General features: G+C 55.9%; 18 protein-coding genes, 1 tRNA gene and 1 pseudogene. 8 read left to right on the top strand and 12 right to left on the bottom strand.

Annotated features, from left to right (window positions below; all coding sequences use genetic code 11):
- Positions 1-367: 367 nt before the first annotated feature.
- Together mgtA and ACLHV8_RS02440 are read left to right on the top strand one after the other, a co-directional pair.
- On the top strand, positions 368-3,076 hold the full coding sequence (gene mgtA, locus ACLHV8_RS02435; protein ID WP_049005193.1) for a magnesium-translocating P-type ATPase: 2,709 nt from the start codon (positions 368-370) through the stop codon (positions 3,074-3,076).
- Positions 3,077-3,276: 200 nt separating this feature from the next.
- Entirely contained in the window at positions 3,277-5,661 is a 2,385-nt protein-coding gene (locus tag ACLHV8_RS02440) for a beta-N-acetylhexosaminidase (RefSeq protein ID WP_208594685.1), read from the top strand.
- Positions 5,662-5,710: 49 nt separating this feature from the next.
- Here the strand turns inward: ACLHV8_RS02440 and ridA are convergent, their stop codons facing one another.
- The 4 genes from ridA to ACLHV8_RS02460 all read right to left on the bottom strand — a co-directional run bounded on the left by ridA (position 5,711) and on the right by ACLHV8_RS02460 (position 7,717).
- Positions 5,711-6,097 carry a 2-iminobutanoate/2-iminopropanoate deaminase gene (ridA, locus tag ACLHV8_RS02445; RefSeq protein WP_014068687.1) on the bottom strand — a complete coding sequence of 129 codons (387 nt, stop codon included), beginning with the start codon at positions 6,095-6,097 and terminating at the stop codon, positions 5,711-5,713.
- A 74-nt stretch (positions 6,098-6,171) separates the two neighbouring features.
- Positions 6,172-6,633: an aspartate carbamoyltransferase regulatory subunit gene (gene pyrI / locus ACLHV8_RS02450; protein ID WP_028016502.1), complete on the bottom strand. Its 462-nt coding sequence runs from the start codon at positions 6,631-6,633 to the stop codon at positions 6,172-6,174.
- A gap of 12 nt (positions 6,634-6,645) precedes the next feature.
- Positions 6,646-7,578, bottom strand: coding sequence for an aspartate carbamoyltransferase (gene pyrB / locus ACLHV8_RS02455; protein WP_025759900.1), 933 nt, complete (start codon positions 7,576-7,578; stop codon positions 6,646-6,648).
- Between the two features lie 34 nt (positions 7,579-7,612).
- On the bottom strand, positions 7,613-7,717 hold the full coding sequence (locus ACLHV8_RS02460) for a pyrBI operon leader peptide (protein ID WP_022646880.1): 105 nt from the start codon (positions 7,715-7,717) through the stop codon (positions 7,613-7,615).
- Here ACLHV8_RS02460 and ACLHV8_RS02465 point away from each other — a divergent pair.
- Positions 7,697-7,814, top strand: a pseudogene (locus ACLHV8_RS02465) (hypothetical protein). The gene ACLHV8_RS02460 and the pseudogene ACLHV8_RS02465 overlap by 21 nt on opposite strands.
- A gap of 3 nt (positions 7,815-7,817) precedes the next feature.
- Here the strand turns inward: ACLHV8_RS02465 and ACLHV8_RS02470 are convergent.
- The 5 genes from ACLHV8_RS02470 to arcA all read right to left on the bottom strand — a co-directional run bounded on the left by ACLHV8_RS02470 (position 7,818) and on the right by arcA (position 13,000).
- Entirely contained in the window at positions 7,818-8,297 is a 480-nt protein-coding gene (locus ACLHV8_RS02470) for an arginine repressor (RefSeq protein WP_028016503.1), read from the bottom strand.
- Positions 8,298-8,377: 80 nt separating this feature from the next.
- Positions 8,378-9,781 (bottom strand): YfcC family protein, encoded by a 1,404-nt coding sequence (locus ACLHV8_RS02475; RefSeq protein WP_208594686.1) that lies wholly within the window; start codon positions 9,779-9,781, stop codon positions 8,378-8,380.
- A 46-nt stretch (positions 9,782-9,827) separates the two neighbouring features.
- On the bottom strand, positions 9,828-10,832 hold the full coding sequence (gene argF / locus ACLHV8_RS02480) for an ornithine carbamoyltransferase (protein WP_028016505.1): 1,005 nt from the start codon (positions 10,830-10,832) through the stop codon (positions 9,828-9,830).
- A 25-nt stretch (positions 10,833-10,857) separates the two neighbouring features.
- The gene (gene arcC, locus ACLHV8_RS02485) at positions 10,858-11,769 is read right to left on the bottom strand and encodes a carbamate kinase (RefSeq protein ID WP_208594687.1); all 912 of its coding nucleotides are present in this window, start codon (positions 11,767-11,769) and stop codon (positions 10,858-10,860) included.
- A 10-nt stretch (positions 11,770-11,779) separates the two neighbouring features.
- Positions 11,780-13,000: an arginine deiminase gene (arcA, locus tag ACLHV8_RS02490; protein WP_008501384.1), complete on the bottom strand. Its 1,221-nt coding sequence runs from the start codon at positions 12,998-13,000 to the stop codon at positions 11,780-11,782.
- Positions 13,001-13,675: 675 nt separating this feature from the next.
- Here arcA and ACLHV8_RS02495 point away from each other — a divergent pair.
- Entirely contained in the window at positions 13,676-14,128 is a 453-nt protein-coding gene (locus ACLHV8_RS02495) for a YhcH/YjgK/YiaL family protein (protein WP_208594692.1), read from the top strand.
- Positions 14,129-14,223: 95 nt separating this feature from the next.
- Here the strand turns inward: ACLHV8_RS02495 and ACLHV8_RS02500 are convergent, their stop codons facing one another.
- From ACLHV8_RS02500 to argL, 3 genes are all read right to left on the bottom strand, one after another.
- A complete protein-coding gene (locus ACLHV8_RS02500; protein WP_028016508.1) occupies positions 14,224-14,676 on the bottom strand; it encodes a DUF3828 domain-containing protein in 453 nt (150 codons plus the stop codon).
- A gap of 406 nt (positions 14,677-15,082) precedes the next feature.
- The gene (argF, locus tag ACLHV8_RS02505) at positions 15,083-16,087 is read right to left on the bottom strand and encodes an ornithine carbamoyltransferase (protein WP_208594688.1); all 1,005 of its coding nucleotides are present in this window, start codon (positions 16,085-16,087) and stop codon (positions 15,083-15,085) included.
- Positions 16,057-16,152 carry a putative translational regulatory protein ArgL gene (argL, locus tag ACLHV8_RS02510; protein WP_244250088.1) on the bottom strand — a complete coding sequence of 32 codons (96 nt, stop codon included), beginning with the start codon at positions 16,150-16,152 and terminating at the stop codon, positions 16,057-16,059. The genes argF (ACLHV8_RS02505) and argL overlap by 31 nt, the downstream gene beginning before the upstream one ends.
- Positions 16,153-16,251: 99 nt before the next feature.
- Here argL and rraB point away from each other — a divergent pair, with 99 nt between their 5' ends.
- The 4 genes from rraB to ACLHV8_RS02530 all read left to right on the top strand — a co-directional run bounded on the left by rraB (position 16,252) and on the right by ACLHV8_RS02530 (position 18,434).
- Positions 16,252-16,677, top strand: coding sequence for a ribonuclease E inhibitor RraB (gene rraB / locus ACLHV8_RS02515; RefSeq protein WP_025759886.1), 426 nt, complete (start codon positions 16,252-16,254; stop codon positions 16,675-16,677).
- Positions 16,678-16,722: 45 nt separating this feature from the next.
- Positions 16,723-17,481, top strand: coding sequence for a tRNA isopentenyl-2-thiomethyl-A-37 hydroxylase MiaE (miaE, locus tag ACLHV8_RS02520; protein ID WP_208594689.1), 759 nt, complete (start codon positions 16,723-16,725; stop codon positions 17,479-17,481).
- A 30-nt stretch (positions 17,482-17,511) separates the two neighbouring features.
- The gene (locus ACLHV8_RS02525; RefSeq protein ID WP_208594690.1) at positions 17,512-18,243 is read left to right on the top strand and encodes a topoisomerase II; all 732 of its coding nucleotides are present in this window, start codon (positions 17,512-17,514) and stop codon (positions 18,241-18,243) included.
- 106 nt (positions 18,244-18,349) lie between these two features.
- Positions 18,350-18,434: transfer RNA gene (locus tag ACLHV8_RS02530), tRNA-Leu, on the top strand.
- The last annotated feature ends 165 nt before the right edge of the window (positions 18,435-18,599 follow it).

An 18,599-nucleotide genomic window follows, 5' to 3' on the forward strand; every position in this document is an offset into this window, starting at 1 on the left:
ACAAAGTGGTTAATTGAGCCTAATGACTGAGCACAATTTCGCTATGGGCAAAGTCTGGTTTACGTTCGGTTTATTTGCAGGGGGGTATAATACCGCCCGAATCATCACAAAGGGTACGCTTAAATCCTTATACTGCGCGGCGACACCCTGTTTTTTACTTACCGGAGGCTTCATGGATCCCGATCCCACACCTCTCCTGAACGGGAGAAGACGTTCTTTCCGGTAAGCCAGCCTTTTGCTGTCTCACCGGCGTGAGGCAGCAACGTCATAAACGTTCCTGCTTAAAAAATTAAGTGCCTGCCAGGTACGGCCTTGCCACGCCTGAAGGAAATGCTGCGTCCGCGTTTGCGGATGTGGAGGAATGACTATGTTGAAAAATATTACCCGGCAACTACAGGCCCTGTTAAGCCGCCACCTGCCACATCGCCTGGTTCAGCGCGACCCGCTGCCCAATGCCAAAAACATGGCCGGCGCGGCGATCCCCGCTTCTCTGACCGAGCGCTGCCTGAATGTGGCAGCAATGGATGAAAACGAAGTCTGGCGCGCCTTCGGCGGACACCCGGAAGGGCTGAATGCGGCCGAAGTGGAAAAAATCCGCGCCGTGCATGGCGATAACCAGATCCCGGCGCAAAAACCGTCTCCGTGGTGGGTGCATCTGTGGCTCTGCTACCGCAACCCTTTCAACCTCCTGCTGACCGTGCTCGGCATCATCTCTTATGCCACGGAAGATCTGTTTGCCGCAGGCGTGATTGCCCTGATGGTGGGGATCTCCACGCTGCTGAATTTTATTCAGGAAGCCCGTTCCACCAAAGCGGCGGATGCCCTGAAGGCGATGGTCAGCAACACCGCGACAGTCTCGCGCGTGATTAACGATCTCGGCGAAAACGCCTGGGTGGAACTGCCCATCGACCAGCTGGTGCCGGGCGATCTGGTGAAGCTTGCCGCAGGGGATATGATCCCGGCGGATTTACGCATCATCCAGGCACGCGATCTGTTCGTCGCGCAGGCCTCCCTGACCGGGGAATCCCTGCCGGTAGAAAAGGTGGCGCGCAGCCGCGACCCACAGCAGATGAACCCGCTCGAGTGCGATACCCTATGCTTTATGGGCACCACGGTGGTGAGCGGCACCGCGCAGGCGATTGTCACCGCTACCGGGGGCAACACCTGGTTTGGTCAGCTTGCCGGGCGCGTCAGCGAGCAGGAGAGTGAACCCAATGCCTTCCAGAAAGGGATTGGTCGCGTCAGCATGCTGCTGATCCGCTTTATGATGGTGATGACGCCGATCGTACTGCTGATCAACGGCTATACCAAAGGCGACTGGTGGGAAGCGGCGCTGTTTGCGCTCTCCGTGGCCGTCGGCTTAACGCCGGAAATGCTGCCGATGATTGTGACCTCTACGCTGGCGCGTGGGGCGGTGAAGCTCTCTAAACAGAAAGTGATCGTTAAACACCTCGACGCCATTCAAAACTTTGGCGCGATGGACATTCTCTGCACCGATAAAACCGGCACCCTGACGCAGGACAAAATCGTGCTGGAGAACCACACCGATATCTCCGGCAAAACCAGCGAGCGTGTCCTGCACAGCGCGTGGCTGAACAGCCACTATCAGACCGGGCTGAAAAACCTGCTCGACGTCGCGGTGCTGGAAGGGGTGGATGAAGAGTCTGCCCGCACGCTCTCCGGCCGCTGGCAGAAGGTGGATGAGATCCCGTTCGACTTCGAGCGCCGCCGTATGTCGGTGGTGGTGAGCGAGCAGGCGGATGTCCATCAGCTGATCTGCAAAGGTGCGCTGCAGGAGATCCTGAATGTGTCAACGCAGGTGCGCTATAACGGTGATATCGTGCCGCTGGACGACACCATGCTGCGCCGCATCAAGCGCGTCACCGACAACCTGAACCGCCAGGGGCTGCGCGTGGTGGCGGTGGCGAGCAAGTTCCTGCCAGCCCGCGAGGGGGATTATCAGCGTATTGACGAATCCGATCTGATCCTCGAGGGCTACATCGCCTTCCTCGATCCGCCGAAAGAGACCACCGCACCGGCGCTGAAAGCGCTGAAGGCGAGCGGGATTACCGTGAAAATCCTCACCGGGGACAGCGAACTGGTGGCGGCGAAAGTGTGCCACGAAGTGGGGCTGGACGCGGGTGATGTGGTGGTGGGGAGCGATATTGAGCATCTCTCCGACGACGAACTGGCAAAACTGGCGCAGCACACCACGCTGTTTGCCCGCCTGACGCCGATGCACAAAGAACGTATTGTCACCCTGCTGCGTCGTGAAGGTCACGTGGTAGGCTTTATGGGCGATGGCATCAACGATGCACCCGCCCTGCGAGCAGCGGATATTGGCATCTCCGTGGATGGTGCGGTGGATATTGCCCGTGAAGCGGCCGACATCATTCTGCTGGAAAAGAGCCTGATGGTGCTGGAGGAAGGGGTTATCGAAGGGCGTCGTACTTTTGCGAATATGCTCAAGTACATCAAAATGACCGCCAGCTCCAACTTCGGAAACGTCTTCAGCGTGCTGGTGGCGAGTGCATTTTTGCCGTTCCTGCCAATGTTGCCGCTGCATCTGCTGATCCAAAACCTGATGTACGATGTGTCTCAGGTGGCGATCCCGTTTGATAACGTGGACGACGAGCAGATCCAGAAGCCACAGCGCTGGAACCCGGCCGATCTGGGGCGCTTTATGCTGTTCTTTGGCCCGATCAGCTCCATCTTTGACATCCTGACCTTCTGCCTGATGTGGTTTGTGTTCCATGCCAACACGCCGGAACACCAGACGCTGTTCCAGTCTGGCTGGTTTGTGGTGGGCCTGCTGTCGCAGACGCTGATTGTGCATATGATCCGCACCCGCCGCATTCCGTTCATCCAGAGCCGTGCCGCGTGGCCGCTGATTGTGATGACGGGGATTGTGATGGCGCTTGGGATCGCGCTGCCGTTCTCGCCGCTGGCGAGCTACCTGCAGCTGCAGGCGCTGCCGCTGAGCTACTTCCCATGGCTGGTGGCGATCCTTGCGGGTTACATGGTACTGACGCAGATGGTGAAAGGATTCTACAGCCGTCGGTATGGATGGCAGTAACGGCAAGCCCGGTGGCGCTGCGCTTACCGGGCCTACGATCCGAACGTAGGCCGGGTAAGGCGAAGCCGCCACCCGGCAGCTGGCTTTCCTCTCAAATTCAACAACCTGTGATCTCCGTCGGCGCATTCGCTTGACGACAAATTGAGCGCATGTTAACAGAATGTTTTGCCTTTATTTGGCCCGTCAGATAAGGAACATTCATGTTACGGTACAGTCTCTTAACCGCCGGGCTGATGCTCGGCTTCTCTGCGTTTGCCGCCCCGGCAGGCGATCTCCCCCTGATGCCCTGGCCTGCAAAGGTCGAACGCCCGACAACCCAGGGCACGCTGGTGCTCAGCAACAACGTTTCCATTAGCGTCAGCGGGGACGATCTCGGTGACGCCGTCAACCGCCTTCGCCAGCGCATCGCTCTGCAAACGGGCTGGACGCTCCAGCCGCAGGCTGAAAAGCCGGAAAAACCGACCATCCGCATTGCCATCTCCAGAAAGGTCAAGCCCCAGCCGCTGCCGGATAGCGATGAAAGCTATAAGCTCACGGTGGATGCCAGCGGCGTCGATATCTCCGCCAGTACCCGTTTCGGCGCATTGCGCGCCATGGAAACCCTGCTCCAGCTGATGCAGAACGGCGCGGAAAACACCTCGCTGCCGTGGGTTGCCATTGAAGATTCGCCACGCTTCCCGTGGCGCGGGCTGCTGCTTGATTCGGCGCGTCACTTTATTCCGCTGGCGGATATCAAGCGCCAGATCGACGGTATGGCTGCCGCAAAACTTAACGTATTGCACTGGCACCTGACCGACGATCAGGACTGGCGCTTCAGCTCGACGCGCTATCCAAAGCTCACTCAGCTTGCCAGCGACGGGCTGTTTTACACGCCTGAGCAGATGCGTGAGGTCGTTCGCTATGCGACCGAGCGCGGTATTCGCGTGGTGCCAGAGATCGACATGCCGGGCCACGCGTCGGCCATTGCCGTGGCTTACCCGGAACTGATGAGTGCGCCGGGGCCATACAAAATGGAGCGTAACTGGGGCGTGCTTAAACCGGTGCTGGATCCCACTAAAGACGCAACCTATGCCTTTGCTGATGCGATGGTCAGCGAACTGGCAGCGATCTTCCCCGATCCGTATCTGCATATCGGTGGTGATGAGGTGGATGACAGCCAGTGGAAAGCGAACCCGACCATTCAACAGTTTATGCGCGACCACAAACTGGCGGACAGCCACGCATTGCAGGCGTATTTCAACCGCAAGCTGGAGACGATCCTTGAAAAACATCACCGCCAGATGGTCGGCTGGGACGAGATCTACCACCCGGATCTGCCAAAAAGCATTCTGATCCAGTCCTGGCAGGGGCAGGACGCGCTGGGGCAGGTGGCACAAAGCGGCTACAAAGGTATTCTCTCGACAGGCTTCTATCTCGACCAGCCTCAGTCCACGGCCTATCACTATCGCAATGAAATCGTCCCACAGGGATTAAACGGTGTGGATGTGATTGCCGACACCGACAGCGTCCAGAGCTGGGCCTTCTCCATGCCGCGTCTGAAAGGTAAACCGGTAGAAGGGAGTTTCACCCTGGTGAAAGGGGAATCTGGCTGGCGCGGGTTTATTGATTTCGCCGGGAAATCCCGCCGCGCGGTGCAGGATATTGAATGGCGTGATGATAGCCAGGTGACGTTCACCGTCGATACCTGGATGGGCGAAACGCGGCCGGTTGTCTCCGTTGAAAACGATAAGCTGAGCGGCTATTTCCTCGTGGGGAATACGCGCTACCCGATTAGCGGCACGCGTCTGGACGACGTGCCGAAAGGCATTCCACCTGTCGTGCCGGACGTAGCGAATCAGGCCAACCTGCTCGGCGGTGAAGCCGCGCTGTGGGCGGAAAACGTGGTGGCGCCGGTGCTGGATATCCGCCTGTGGCCGCGTACTTTTGCAGTGGCGGAGCGGCTGTGGTCCGCGCAGGACGTCAACGATGTCGACAACATGTATACCCGTCTGCAGGCAATGGACAGCTGGTCGACGGTATCGGTCGGGTTGCAGCAGCATACCCAGCAGCAGGTGCAGTTCACGCGGCTGGCGAACAATGCCGACACCTTGCCGCTGCAAATCCTCGCCCAGGCGGTAGAGCCGGCACAGTATTACACGCGTCAGCATCTGAAGTTCCAGGCCGGAAACTATCATCAGTTTGAGCCGCTTAACCGGTTCGCCGATGCGCTGAACGCCGAAAGTGCCACCGTGCGCCAGATGAACAAATGGGCTGACCGTCTGGTCAGCGATGCCGAAGACACGGAAAGTGCTGACGCGCTGCGTCACGTCTTCAACCGCTGGCAGAGCAACACCAGCGATGCGCTGGCGTTAAGCGAAAATAGCTACCAGCTGAAGGCGATAAAACCGGTTATCCAGGAGGTGGACAAGCTTGCCTCCATTGGTCTGAGGCTGACGGATCTGGTGGCCCGTCAGGGGACGCTGGATGATAAAGAGATTGCGTCGATTCAACGCGAGCTGGATAACGCGGCGAAAGCTCAGGATGAAGTGGTGATTGCGGCGGTTTATCCGCTGGAGACGCTGCTGCGCGCGACGCGGAATCAATAGCGGGCAACAAAAAAGGCAGCCAGGCTGCCTTTTTTATCGCAAAAGCGAATTAGCGGCGAACGGCAATCGCTTCAATTTCGATTTTCACGTCTTTTGGCAGACGTGCAACTTCCACGCAGGAGCGCGCCGGGAATGTCGCGTTGTGCTCGGTGAAGAATGCTTCGTAAGTGGCGTTAACGGTCGCGAAATCGTTAAGATCTTTCACGAAAACGGTGGTTTTCACGATATCGCCAACTTTCAGACCGGCAGATTCCACAATTGCCTGCACGTTCTCCAGCGACTGACGCGCCTGTGCCGCCACGTCTTCCGGCACAGCGCCGGTTTTCGGGTTCACCGGGATCTGGCCAGAGGTAATAATCATGCTACCCAGATCAACGCCCTGAACGTATGGGCCGATAGCCGCTGGTGCATTTTCCGTCGCGAGTACTTTGGTCATGATTTCTCCAGAATAACAGCTGATTAAATGTTCCCGGCCATTATAGGGAGGCCGGGATCCTTTACCAACCTCAATTAGTTGGCCAGCACCACATAATGAGAAAACTCTTTTTCGCAGTATTTGCATTTGAGTGCGATGTCATCAGCGCGTTTTTTCACTGCAAAACTGGAAGAAACCGGCTCAGCATGACTGATGCAGTTGCTGTTCGGACAGACCAGCACGCTTTCGATGCGCTCCGGCAGGCTCGGACGGGATTTGCCGACCACTTCATATTCGTCGATGCGGTTGACGGTGGCGTCCGGCGCGTACAGGGACAGCTGGTTCACCTGCTCATCGGTCAGGAAGGTGTTCTCGATCTTGATCAGATCCTTACGACCCATTTCGCCCGACGGCAGGTTCAGGCCGATGGTGATGCGCTGGTCGGTTTCGGTCAGTTTGAACAGCGTCAGCAGCTTAAAGCCCACCTGTGCAGGGATGTGGTCAATCACGGTGCCACGCTTGATGGCTTCAACCTGGAGTTTGTTATCGTGTGTCATTGTCGTTTCCCCTTACAGAGCCAATTCGCGATTCAGAACCAGTGCCAGTAACGCCTGGCGAGCGAAAATGCCGTTTCCGGCCTGCTGGAAATACCAGGCGTGCGGCGTTTTATCCACGTCGGTGGTGATTTCATCAATACGCGGCAGCGGGTGCAGCACCTTCATGTTGTCGCGTGCGCCCTCAAGGTCGCTGGCGCGCAGCACGAACTGCGCCTTCACGTTGGCGTATTCGGACGGATCCAGACGCTCTTTCTGCACGCGGGTCATATACAGAATATCGACGTGGCTCATTACCTCTTCGATGCTCGCATGCAGGCTCCACTGAATGCCTTTCTCGTCCAGCATGTCGAGAATGTACTGCGGCATCGCCAGCGCGTCCGGGGCGATGAAGAAGAAACGGTTGCCGTTAAACTTCGCCAGCGCCTGGGTCAGCGAGTGGACGGTACGGCCATATTTCAGGTCGCCGACCATCGCGATGTTCAGGTTTTCAAGCGTGCCCTGGGTTTCCTGAATGGTGAACAGATCCAGCAGGGTCTGCGTCGGGTGCTGGTTGGCACCGTCACCGGCGTTTAGCACCGGAATGCCACCGGAAAACTCGGTCGCCAGACGCGCCGCCCCTTCTTGCGGATGGCGCATGACAATCGCGTCTACGTAAGTACTGATAACTGAAATGGTATCCGCCAGCGTTTCGCCTTTTTTACCCAGCGACGTGTTGCTGCTGTCAGAGAAGCCGACCACGCTCGCGCCCAGGCGGTGCATGGACGTTTCAAAGGAGAGGCGCGTACGGGTAGAGGCTTCGAAGAAGCAGCTCGCAATCACTTTGTGCTTCAGCAGCTCCGGTTGCGGATTAGCTTTCAGTTTTGCCGCGGTTTCCAGAACCAGTTCCAGCTCTTCGCGGCTGAGGTCGTTTATGGAAATGATGTGTTTTTGATAAAGCGGATTCATGTTTATCTCCTGACGCCGGGCAAAAAAAAGCCCCTCAAATGAGGGGCTCTGGGAATAGGTTTAGCAACGGGAAGAAAAACGGCAGGCCAGCGTCTGATTTCAGACGCGGTAAGACGTTATGTCGTACACGCTTGACCATGCTTCCTCCCGGCAAATTGTCGGGCATTATACGCACCCCGATTTTCGGATCAAGCGATTTAATGCACGCTTTACTCAATGCAAACGGTTCTTTGTGAATATTAATTCGTTCTGAGTAAATAATTAATTTGCTTATGCACCAGCGCGGTACGCTTCACCACCCGGGGGGCGACCCAGACGATACTGCTGCCAGCCACCACGCCTAAAATTTCCGGTAACTGGTGGTAATCCAGAATACGCGCCACCGCGCGGCCATATCCGGCGACAGTATGAATGAGGATAAACTCGCTATTGTGCTCCACGCTCACCACCATTTCAGAAACGGTACGCGCGGCATCGGGGGCAGGGCGCAGTTGGGGATTCAACGAATAAATTTTTAGCCCTTTGGCATTTCGAATTTTTATGACGCCGAGCAATTTCAGCAGACGCGAAACGGTCGACTGGCTGATGCTGTCAAACCCTCTCTCCTGCAAATCGCGGCGAATTTCTTCCTGTGAGAGATAGCTCTTTTCGGCGATCAGACGCTGGCACACCGTTAGCTGCAGTTGTTCTTTGGGAGAGTACGCTTCGTAATCCATCATGTTTCCCATATCAGTTCCTGAAATAACCGGTGGCACTGCACCGATCCGTAGGCCGGATAAGCGCAGCGCCATCCGGCAAATCACAACAAGGCACCCAGGCTTAGCGCCACCATAATCACCACCGTCAGGATCGCCAGCAGCGGCGCAACCCATTTCAGGTAGCGCACGTAAGGCACACGGGCGATAGCCAGCCCGCCCATCACCACCGCTGAGGTTGGCGTGACCAGGTTAACGATGCCGGAGGCCGACTGGTAAGCCGTAACTACCAGGTCGCGGTTGACGTTAGCGAAATCGGCTAGCGGTGCCATGATCGGCATCGTCAGTACGGCCAGGCCGGATGAAGAAGGCACAAGAAACGACAGAACAACTTCCAGCCAGTACATCACGTTGATAAACGCCACCGTGGACAACCCGCTGACCAGACCTTCCGCGCTGTGCAAAATGGTGTGGGTAATCATGCCCTTATCCATGATGACTACGATACCGCGCGCAATGCCGATAATCAGCGCGACACCCAGCAAATCTCGCGCACCGTTGATAAAGGTTGAGGTAAGCTCCTCTTCACTCATACGGGCGATAAGCCCCACGATGATGGCGCTGGCGAGAAACACCGCCGAGATTTCTGCCATCCACCACCCCAGCACCGCCACGCCGTAGATCATCACCGCGAAGGCGAGGGCGAAGATCACCAGAATGATTTTGCGCACCGGGGTAAATTCCAGCGACTGTTCACCCTTGTTGCTGAGGAAATGGGCGCGGTTCTCTTCCTGTTTGTCTGCGACGATAGAGAGAGACGGATCCTGACGAACTTTACGGGCGTAGCGCATCACCCATGCCACGCAGATGATCCAGCCGATCACCAGCAGCGCCACGCGCAGGGCAATACCGTGGGTGAAGGGGATCCCGGCGGCGTTGGCGGCGATCACCGTGGCAAACGGGTTAATGGTGGAACCGAGCGTGCCGATCCCCGCCCCGAGCAGCACGGTAGAGGCGGCAACCACCGGATCAAAACGGGCGGCCAGCATGACGGGCACCAGCAAGGTATAGAAAGGCAGTGACTCTTCGGCCATGCCGTAGATCGTGCCGCCTGCGGCAAACAACGCCATCAGGATCGGGATCATCCACTCTTCGCGTCCGCGCAGGCGGGTCGTTACCCGTTCGATCCCGGCGTCAATCGCCCCGGTTTTGGTGACGATCCCGAGAAATCCCCCGATGATCAGGATAAACAGCGCCACGTCGATTGCCCCAGCCTGACCGGAAACGGGATCGTACAGCCCGGCAATGGGGGCCATCAGGACGGAAACCAGCCCCTGCGGGTGCGCCGCCACGTGCGCGTACGTTCCGGCAATCGGGACTTCTTTGCCAAGGGTTTCATTCATCGCCATCTGGTACTGACCGGCCGGAACAACCCAGCTCAGCGCCGCCACAACGGCAATCAGAAAAAAGAGAATGGTGTAAGCGGAGGGAAACTTGAACTTGCCCATGATGTTCTCCTGAACCCGGCGCACCCCGTGGCGCGCCGGGCGGTGATTAGTCGCCGAGTGTCGCCACCATGACCGCTTTAATGGTGTGCATGCGGTTTTCTGCTTCGTCAAAGACGATAGAGTTCGGTGATTCAAAGACCTCTTCCGTCACCTCAAGCCCTTTCAGGCCGTAAGCCATCTCAATTTCACGGCCCACTTTGGTGTGCTCGTTGTGGAACGCCGGCAGGCAGTGCATGAACTTGACGTTCGGGTTGCCAGTGGCTTTCATCACCTGAGCGTTAATCTGGTAAGGCTTCATCAGGCTGACGCGCTCGGCCCATGCCTCTTTCGGCTCGCCCATGGAGACCCACACGTCGGTGTAGAGGAAATCGGTCCCCTGAACGCCTTCTTCCACATCATCCGTGAGGGTGATGCGCGCGCCTGTCTCTTTGGCGATGGCGCGGCACTGTTCCACCAGCCCTGCTTCCGGCCAGAAGGATTTCGGTGCCACGAGGCGGATATCCATCCCCATCTTGGCCGCGCCGACCATCAGGGAGTTGCCCATGTTGTTCCGCGCGTCGCCCAGATAGGCAAAGCTCAGCTCCGGCAGGGTTTTCCCTGGCGCATGCTCCAGCATGGTCATCAGGTCAGCGAGGATCTGGGTCGGGTGAAACTCATCAGTCAGACCGTTCCACACCGGTACGCCAGCGTACTCGCCCAGCTCCTCGACAATCGCCTGGCCGTAGCCGCGATACTCAATGCCGTCGTACATGCGGCCCAGCACGCGGGCGGTGTCTTTCATCGACTCTTTATGGCCGATCTGCGATCCGCTTGGGCCGAGATAAGTGACCTGTGCGCCCTGGTCAAACGCGCCGACTTCAAAGGCGCAGCGGGTGCGGGTGGAGGTTTTTTCAAAGATCAGGGCGATGTTTTTCCCGACCAGGGTTTGCTTTTCACGTCCGGCTTTTTTGGCGGCCTTGAGTTCGATGGCAAGGTCGATCAGGAACTGGATTTCTGCCGGGGTATAGTCCAGCAGTTTCAGGAAGTTGCGGTTTTTCAGGTTGATGGTCATGGGTAAATCCTTTTTGAAATTTGAATTAGTTGCGAATCAACGTGCCTTTCTCGCCCGCGAGGATCTCCGCGCCGTCAGCCAGCGCGCCGATCCCGGCAATCCCGTTGCAGGTTTCAACAAACTCGCGGCAGGCGGCCACTTTTGGTCCCATCGATCCGGCGTCGAACTGCATGCCTCTGAGCAGTTCCGGTGTTACCTGTGCCAGCGGACGCTGGGTCGGTTTGCCCCAGTCGAGATACACCGCGTCGGCATCGGTCAGGATCAGCAGGGCATCGGCTTCGATCTGGCGCGCCAGCAGCGCGGCAGAGAGGTCTTTGTCGATCACCGCCTCAATGCCGCGATAACCGTTGGCGTTTTCCACCACCGGAACCCCGCCGCCGCCGTTGCAGATCACCAGGTGATCGCGCTGGATAAGCGCCGTAATCGCGTCGCTCTCGACGATGCGTTTGGGTTGCGGGGAGGGAACGACGCGGCGGAAGTAGCTGCCGTCGGCCTTAAACACCCAGCCTTTTTCCGCGGCCAGCGTTTTCGCCTGAGCTTCGCTGTAAACCGGGCCGATATATTTGGTCGGGTTGCGGAACGCCGGGTCGGCGGCATCCACCTCTACCTGGGTGAGCAGCACGCTCACTTCGCGCTGAGGAAGATTGTTTTTCAGCGCCTGCTGGAGCATGTAGCCGATCATCCCCTGACTTTCGGCGCCGAGAACGTCCAGCGGGTAGGGCGTGACTTTGTCATAGGCGCTGTTCTGCAGCGCCAGTAGCCCGACCTGCGGGCCGTTGCCGTGCACCAGCACCACGCGCCACTGCTCCGTCAGCCCGGCGATGGTGCGGGCGGCCTGCTCGATGTTCTGGCGCTGGATCTCCGCTTCCAGCGGTTCGCCGCGTTTCAGTAACGCGTTACCGCCAAGCGCCACAACCAGAGTGGGTTTTCGTTCCATGATGACTCCTTTAAATTCCGTCACGTTCCAGTGGGCAGCTCATGCAGCGCGCGCCGCCGCGACCGCGTCCGAGTTCGTCACCTGGGATCGGCAGCACGGTTATGCCGGCTTTGTCGTATTTCTCGTTGGTCCAGACGTTGCGCTCGTAGCCAATCACCACGCCCGGGCGGATGGTCAGAACGTTATTGGCGTCGTTCCACTGCTCGCGCTCGGCCTCAAAGGCGTCGCCGCCAGTGGTGATCAGGCGCACCTGGTTAATGCCGAGGGCTTTTTCGATGGCGTGGAGCAGGTCGGTTTCCTGAGTACGCAGCAGACCGCCGCGTCCGTCCGGGGTGAGCGTCCAGCACTGGGCATCTTTGCGCACCACTTCCGGGTAGACGGAGAAGGTGTCCACGTCGATGTGGGTCATCACGGTGTCGAGGTGCATGCAGGAGCGGTGTTTTGGCAATTCAACGGCGATCACGCGCTCGGCCTGGCGGTGTTTGAACAGGCTATTAGCAAGGAATTCCACACCCTGTGGCGTTGTGCGCTCTGACATGCCGATTAATACCGCGCCGCGTCCAATCACTAATACATCGCCACCTTCTAATGTCGCGTGATCGTAATTAATATTCTCGTCGCCGAAATATTTAATAAAATCACCGTCGGCAAACGCAGGATGCCAGCGATATATGGCCCGCAGGTTATTGGTTTCACGCTGGCGAGCCGGTTTGGCCATTGGGTTAATGGACACGCCGTTATAAATCCAGCAGGAAGTATCGCGGGTAAATAAATGGTTAGGCAGCGGCTTCATAATAAAATCATTCGCCGTGTGGGTATCCACCACCATATTTTTAATGGCTGCCGGAATTTCACCGTAGGTTAATCCGCCGCTTAACCGGCGCGCCAGTTCACGGTGCGGCATATCCGCCAGCCAGCCGCGCACATCACCTGCAAAGGTTGGCCCGAGGCGGTAGTCAGAGATTTGGGTTTCGAGAAGCCAGGCTTTTGCTTCTGCAATATCAAGCGTTTGAGTAAGAAGGTCGGTCAACAGCAGGACTTCCACACCCTGCTCGCGCAGTGTGTTTGCGAAAATATCGTGCTCTTCACCCGCCCGTTCAACCGAGAGCACATCATCGAAGAGTAATTCCTGACAGTTCGACGGCGTTAAACGTTTCAGACTTAAATTTGGACGGTGCAGCATAACGCTACGCAATTGACCAATTTCAGAACCGACATAATGCTTTTCCATAATTATTCCTTTAACTGTTTTTCAGAATAAAAAGGGCATGCGCCATGTGATGTGATTATTTCCATGGCGGCTAAGCTCAATTGATTTCGAGGTTCATACTAGGCGGTTAAATAATCCGTATTGTGATATTGCTCACGTGAAACCGGATATTAAGCGGTTTGTTTTCATTTGCATGATTCGCATCAGATAATGATTAATTGGATATAATTGCCGGGTGAATAGCTAAGCAGGATACGCTGGGGTTATTTGGAGTTGTTATTATTTTGTGGAATTTAATCATTTGAAATATTTTGTTATCATGTTGATTTTAAAAGAATAAAAATCATTAACGGAATGACTATGCAGTATTAGCAATTAACTATTTTCAACTTAAGGAAAATCAATAAATAATTATGGAATTTAATAGCAAATTATCAAAATGATAAAGTGTGAGCCCGGAGAGAGTTTTGTTGTTAACGCCATACGATCAATGAGTTAGCGATAGGGCGAGACCACGAAGATCTGAGGTTATGCATAACGACTGCATAAATGCCTGTGAGGGCTTAACAGCAAATTAACACATTTCCCGATAAACATGCGCTGGCGCAAAACCTGTCGTGAAAGCGGTGGTATGGCAGTCAGAATTCTCGTATAAAAGATTAAAGTGAAACGATGTTTTATATTGAGGGTTTGTTTATGATTATCGGCAACATCCACCATCTGCAATCCTGGCTCCCTGACGAATTGCGCCAGGCCATTGAGCACGTTAAAGCCCACGTCACCGACGCCACTCCGCTCGGCAAGCACGATATCGACGGCAACAACCTGTTTTATCTGGTCTCGGAAGACATGACCCAGCCGTTCGCCGAGCGCCGCGCCGAGTACCACGCACGCTATCTGGACATCCAGATCATTATGAAGGGGCAAGAAGGGATGACCTTCAGCGCCCTGCCGCACGGTACACCGGACACAGACTGGCTGGCGGATAAAGACATCGCGTTTCTGCCGGAAGGTGAGCAGGAGAAAACCGTGGTGCTGAGCGAAGGGGATTTTGTGGTGTTCTGGCCGGGCGAAGTGCACAAGCCGCTTTGCGCGGTGGGGGCGCCTGCTAAGGTGCGAAAAGTCGTTGTGAAGATGCTGGTGGAGTAAGACCCCCTCCCTGGGTTTTGTACGCCGGGTAAGCGCAGCGCCACCCGGCAAGAAGATCGTACCGAATCAGTATCATTGTCAGTACGTCGTTTGGCTCATTTCGTGGTAGCCAGATTTCTTGAAAAATCCGCATTTGAAACCGACTGTACCTTCCACAAGTTGTTTTCTTTAACCATGCAGTCTATGACTACGTGGTCCTGCTTTTTACCGAATGCAATGTATACGTTGACACAGACTGGATCGGTATCCCCAGCTATGGCTGTTACATTCTGCGGCCAGTCATCGCCGACGTATTGCGCTTTTAAAAATATATCTGCCTCGTAAAACTCTTCGTCTGCATAGCGAGGATCCTGCGCGTGACGGAGTTTTTTCATTGTTGATGCTGTGACATATTTATCTATTTCGTTTCCATCAGTGATCGGAAATGCATCTTTGTTGATTTGATTAACGTACCAGCTGTTAAATTTAACCGCACGCTCAATCGGATCAGAATGACCAGCCATCGCAGAGAAAGAAAATATGAAGAGAAGCGGTAAGATATTTTTCATATCAGTAGTGCCTGTAAAGGGTGATTTTTGGCTGTATCTTCCGATATGTCGGACCGGGATAAAGGCTGTTCTGTTTAAAGTCTGAATACCAGGTACCCGATCCGTCGTAGATACATACATGCCCGTTCTGATGCGCACCAGGTAATGCGTCAATGACTGCAACATCACCCTCAATAAGGAAATATTACGCCTTTAATATACAATGTTTTGTAATTGATAATGAGTTAATATTAACCATTATCTATCCAATAAATAATGGCTAATAAAATCATAAATACATATTATGGTTGATGTGTATCTGTGGGAAGTGTCAGGAAAATAAATTTTTTATGCCAATAGACCGGAAATGATTATCTGCTGAAAATTAATTCAGCAGATAATCACCATTTCAAAGTGAGAGAGCGGATCACTCCCCAAGCGTCGCCACCATCACCGCCTTAATCGTATGCATCCGGTTCTCCGCCTGGTCGAACACGATGCTGGCCGCCGACTCAAACACCTCGTCCGTCACCTCCATCCCGCCGTGCAGGTCGAACTCTTTCGCCATCTGCTTGCCGAGCGTGGTCTGGTCGTCATGGAATGCCGGCAGACAGTGCAGGAACTTCACGTCCGGGTTGCCGGTCAGCGCCATCATCTGGCTGTTCACCTGATAGCTCCGCAGCAGCGCAATACGCTCCGCCCACTTCTCTTTGGCTTCGCCCATCGACACCCAGACGTCGGTATAGATGAAGTCCGCCCCCTTCACGCCTGCCGCCACGTCTTCCGTCAGGGTGATTTTCCCGCCGTTCTTCGCGGCCAGCGCGCTGCACTCCGCCACCAGGCTCGCTTCCGGCCAGCAGGCTTTCGGGGCCACCAGACGCAGATCCAGCCCGGTCAGCGCTGCGGCTTCGAGCATCGAGTTGCCCATGTTGTTGCGCGCGTCGCCTGCATAAACCAGCGTCATCTCGTTAAACGCCTTGCCCGGCAGGTGCTCCTGCATGGTCAGCAGGTCCGCCAGCAGCTGGGTGGGGTGGAACTCGTTGGTCAGCCCGTTCCACACCGGCACGCCCGCATACTGCGCCAGCGTCTCGACGACTTCCTGGCCGTGGCCGCGATACTGAATGCCGTCGTACATCCGCCCGAGCACGCGCGCGGTGTCCTTAATTGACTCTTTATGCCCAATCTGGCTGCCGCTCGGCCCTAAATACGTGACGCGCGCGCCCTGGTCAAATGCGGCAACTTCGAAAGAGCATCGTGTACGGGTTGAGTCTTTTTCGAAGATGAGCGCGATGTTTTTACCGGTAAGCTTTTGTACTTCCTTGCCATTTTTTTTATCTGCTTTGAGCTGTGCGGCAAGGGTCAGCAGAGAAGTGAACTGTGCAGGGGTAAAGTCGAGCAATTTCAGAAAGTGTTTCTTGTACAAATCAGACATTTTATCCTCACATGGCGAACGCCACTTATTGAATATAAATTCACTTTATATGTGTAATTATTCATTTGCAACCCCATTTCACAAATCTTTCCAACAAAGGTGGAGGCAAACACGTCCGTGTGTGAAAATAGAAGTATCTGCCGCACTTTAAAGAGGATTGAGCCATGGCAAACCCGGAACACCTGGAAGAGCAACGCGAAGAGACGCGTCTGATTATTGAAGAGCTGCTGGAAGACGGTAGCGATCCGGACGCGCTGTACACCATCGAGCACCATTTCTCTGCGGATGATTTCGACGCGCTGGAAAAAATGGCGGTGGAAGCCTTCAAATTGGGTTACGAAGTGACCGAGCCGGAAGAGCTGGAAGTGGAAGAGGGCGACACCGTCATCTGCTGCGATATCCTGAGCGAAGGCGCGCTGAAGGCGGAGCTGATCGACGCGCAGGTTGAACAGCTGATGAACCTGGCCGAGAAGTTCGACGTGGAATACGACGGATGGGGAACCTACTTCGAAGATCCAAACGGTGAAGACGGCGAAGAAGGCGACGACGAAGATTATATCGACGAAGACGACGACGGCGTGCGTCACTAATAGCGTTCAAGCGGCAGTGCATGCTGCCGCTTTCAAGGTTTAAACATGGATTACCCGCAGATACTCGCCCCCGTACTCAACTTCCTTCAGTGCCCGACCCCGCAAGCATGGATTGATAAAGCCCGCGACCCGGCGAACCTGCCGCTGCTGCTCACCGACCATATGGTGTGCGAGCTCAAGGCCGCCCAGACCGCGCTGCTGCTGGTGCGTAAATACGTTGCCGACGAAAGCGGTGCCGACGCGCTGCTCGACTGGCTCAAACCCTACGAACTGTTCACCTTCCGCGACGGCCCGGAGCCGGATTTCATCGCCCTGCACAAGCAGATTGGCAAAAGCGTGATGCCCAAAACCGACGACCCGTGGGGCCAGGCGCTTATCGACAGCATGGTGCTGCTGATCAAAGAGGAGCTGCACCACTTCTGGCAGGTGCGCGAGGTGATGCTGGCGCGCGACATTCCGTACGTCAAAATCACCGCCAGCCGCTACGCCAAAGGGATGCTGAAGGAAGTGCGCACCCACGAACCGCTGACGCTGATCGACAAGCTCATCTGCGGCGCGTACATCGAAGCCCGCTCCTGCGAGCGCTTCGCCGCGCTGGCCCCCTTCCTCGACGATGATTTGCAGAAGTTCTACCTCTCGCTGCTGCGCTCGGAAGCGCGCCATTATCAGGACTACCTGACGCTGGCCCAGCAGGTGAGCGACGACGATATCTCACCCCGCATAAAGCTTTTTGGCGAAATTGAAGCCACACTTATCTCGACACCGGACCACGAGTTTCGCTTCCACAGCGGCGTGCCGGTGTAAACCGGCATAGCTAAAGGATAAGGATGCGAGATGAATAAAACGTGGACCCGTATTGTCATTGTCGTCATCGCGGCCGCCGCCGTGGCGTTCTGGGTGTATTTCGACAAACAGCGTATGCAGCGCACCCCCGAACAGCAGCTTGATACCACCCTCAACACGATGCCCGCCTGGCAGGTGATTAAAGAGCAGGAGCCTGCGTTCCAGAAACGCATCCGCGAGCAGATCCTCACCATGCAGAAAGCGGGCGAGTCTGAACAGCACATTATCGACGTCATCCAGCCGCAGATTTTGACCCTGCAGATGTCACGCCTGCAGCATGCTCCGGACGCCAACGTGGTGGAATATATGAAGGTCAACATGGAGCAGACTGCCGCCATCCAAAAGGTGAGCGACGACGCCTGTTTCCGCTTCCTGTACCCGGCGGTGAAAGGCGGCGTCAACCCGATGCGCGTGCTCGATCAACAGATGATGTCCCGCCGTATGCAGGCCGACGCCGACATGATGCGCGCAGCCTACGGCAAAAACAGCCACACCGTGACCCCGGCCGAACGCGAGGCGGCAGTCGAGGATGTGCGGCCTATTATGAAGGAACTTGCCGATAAGTACGGCGAGGACATCCAACTGCTGGAGATGCCGGATAAGGCGGTGGGCAAAGAGAAGCTCTCCTGCGATATGGTGCAGGAGATGTGGGCCAAGGTGCTGGCGCTGCCGGAGCAGAAGGCGGCAAGGGTGATTCGGCTGGCGGTTTCGGAGCTGGATTGATGAAGGGCGCTGGTTTTTTGGGCACTTAGCGCGGGTTTAGCGCGTCGCCGCTTGCATGGCGGCGCGCGACAGGTATAATCCACAACGTTTCCGCATCCCCTTCAGTGCCGAAGTGGCGAAATCGGTAGACGCAGTTGATTCAAAATCAACCGTAGAAATACGTGCCGGTTCGAGTCCGGCCTTCGGCACCATCGGAACATCAATAGACGTCAACGGACGTCTTTTTTTGTGCCTGAAATCCAGTATCCGCAAGGCTTTCCTCGCTTTTTCACTCAACCTAAGTCAACCTGATTCAATCTACATCAACTTACTGATGCGGGTATAACTGCGGGTATATCCCGGTTCGATAATAATTG

It is taken from the genome of Enterobacter sp. CPE_E863, from assembly GCF_046521465.1.
Classification (GTDB): domain Bacteria; phylum Pseudomonadota; class Gammaproteobacteria; order Enterobacterales; family Enterobacteriaceae; genus Enterobacter; species Enterobacter adelaidei.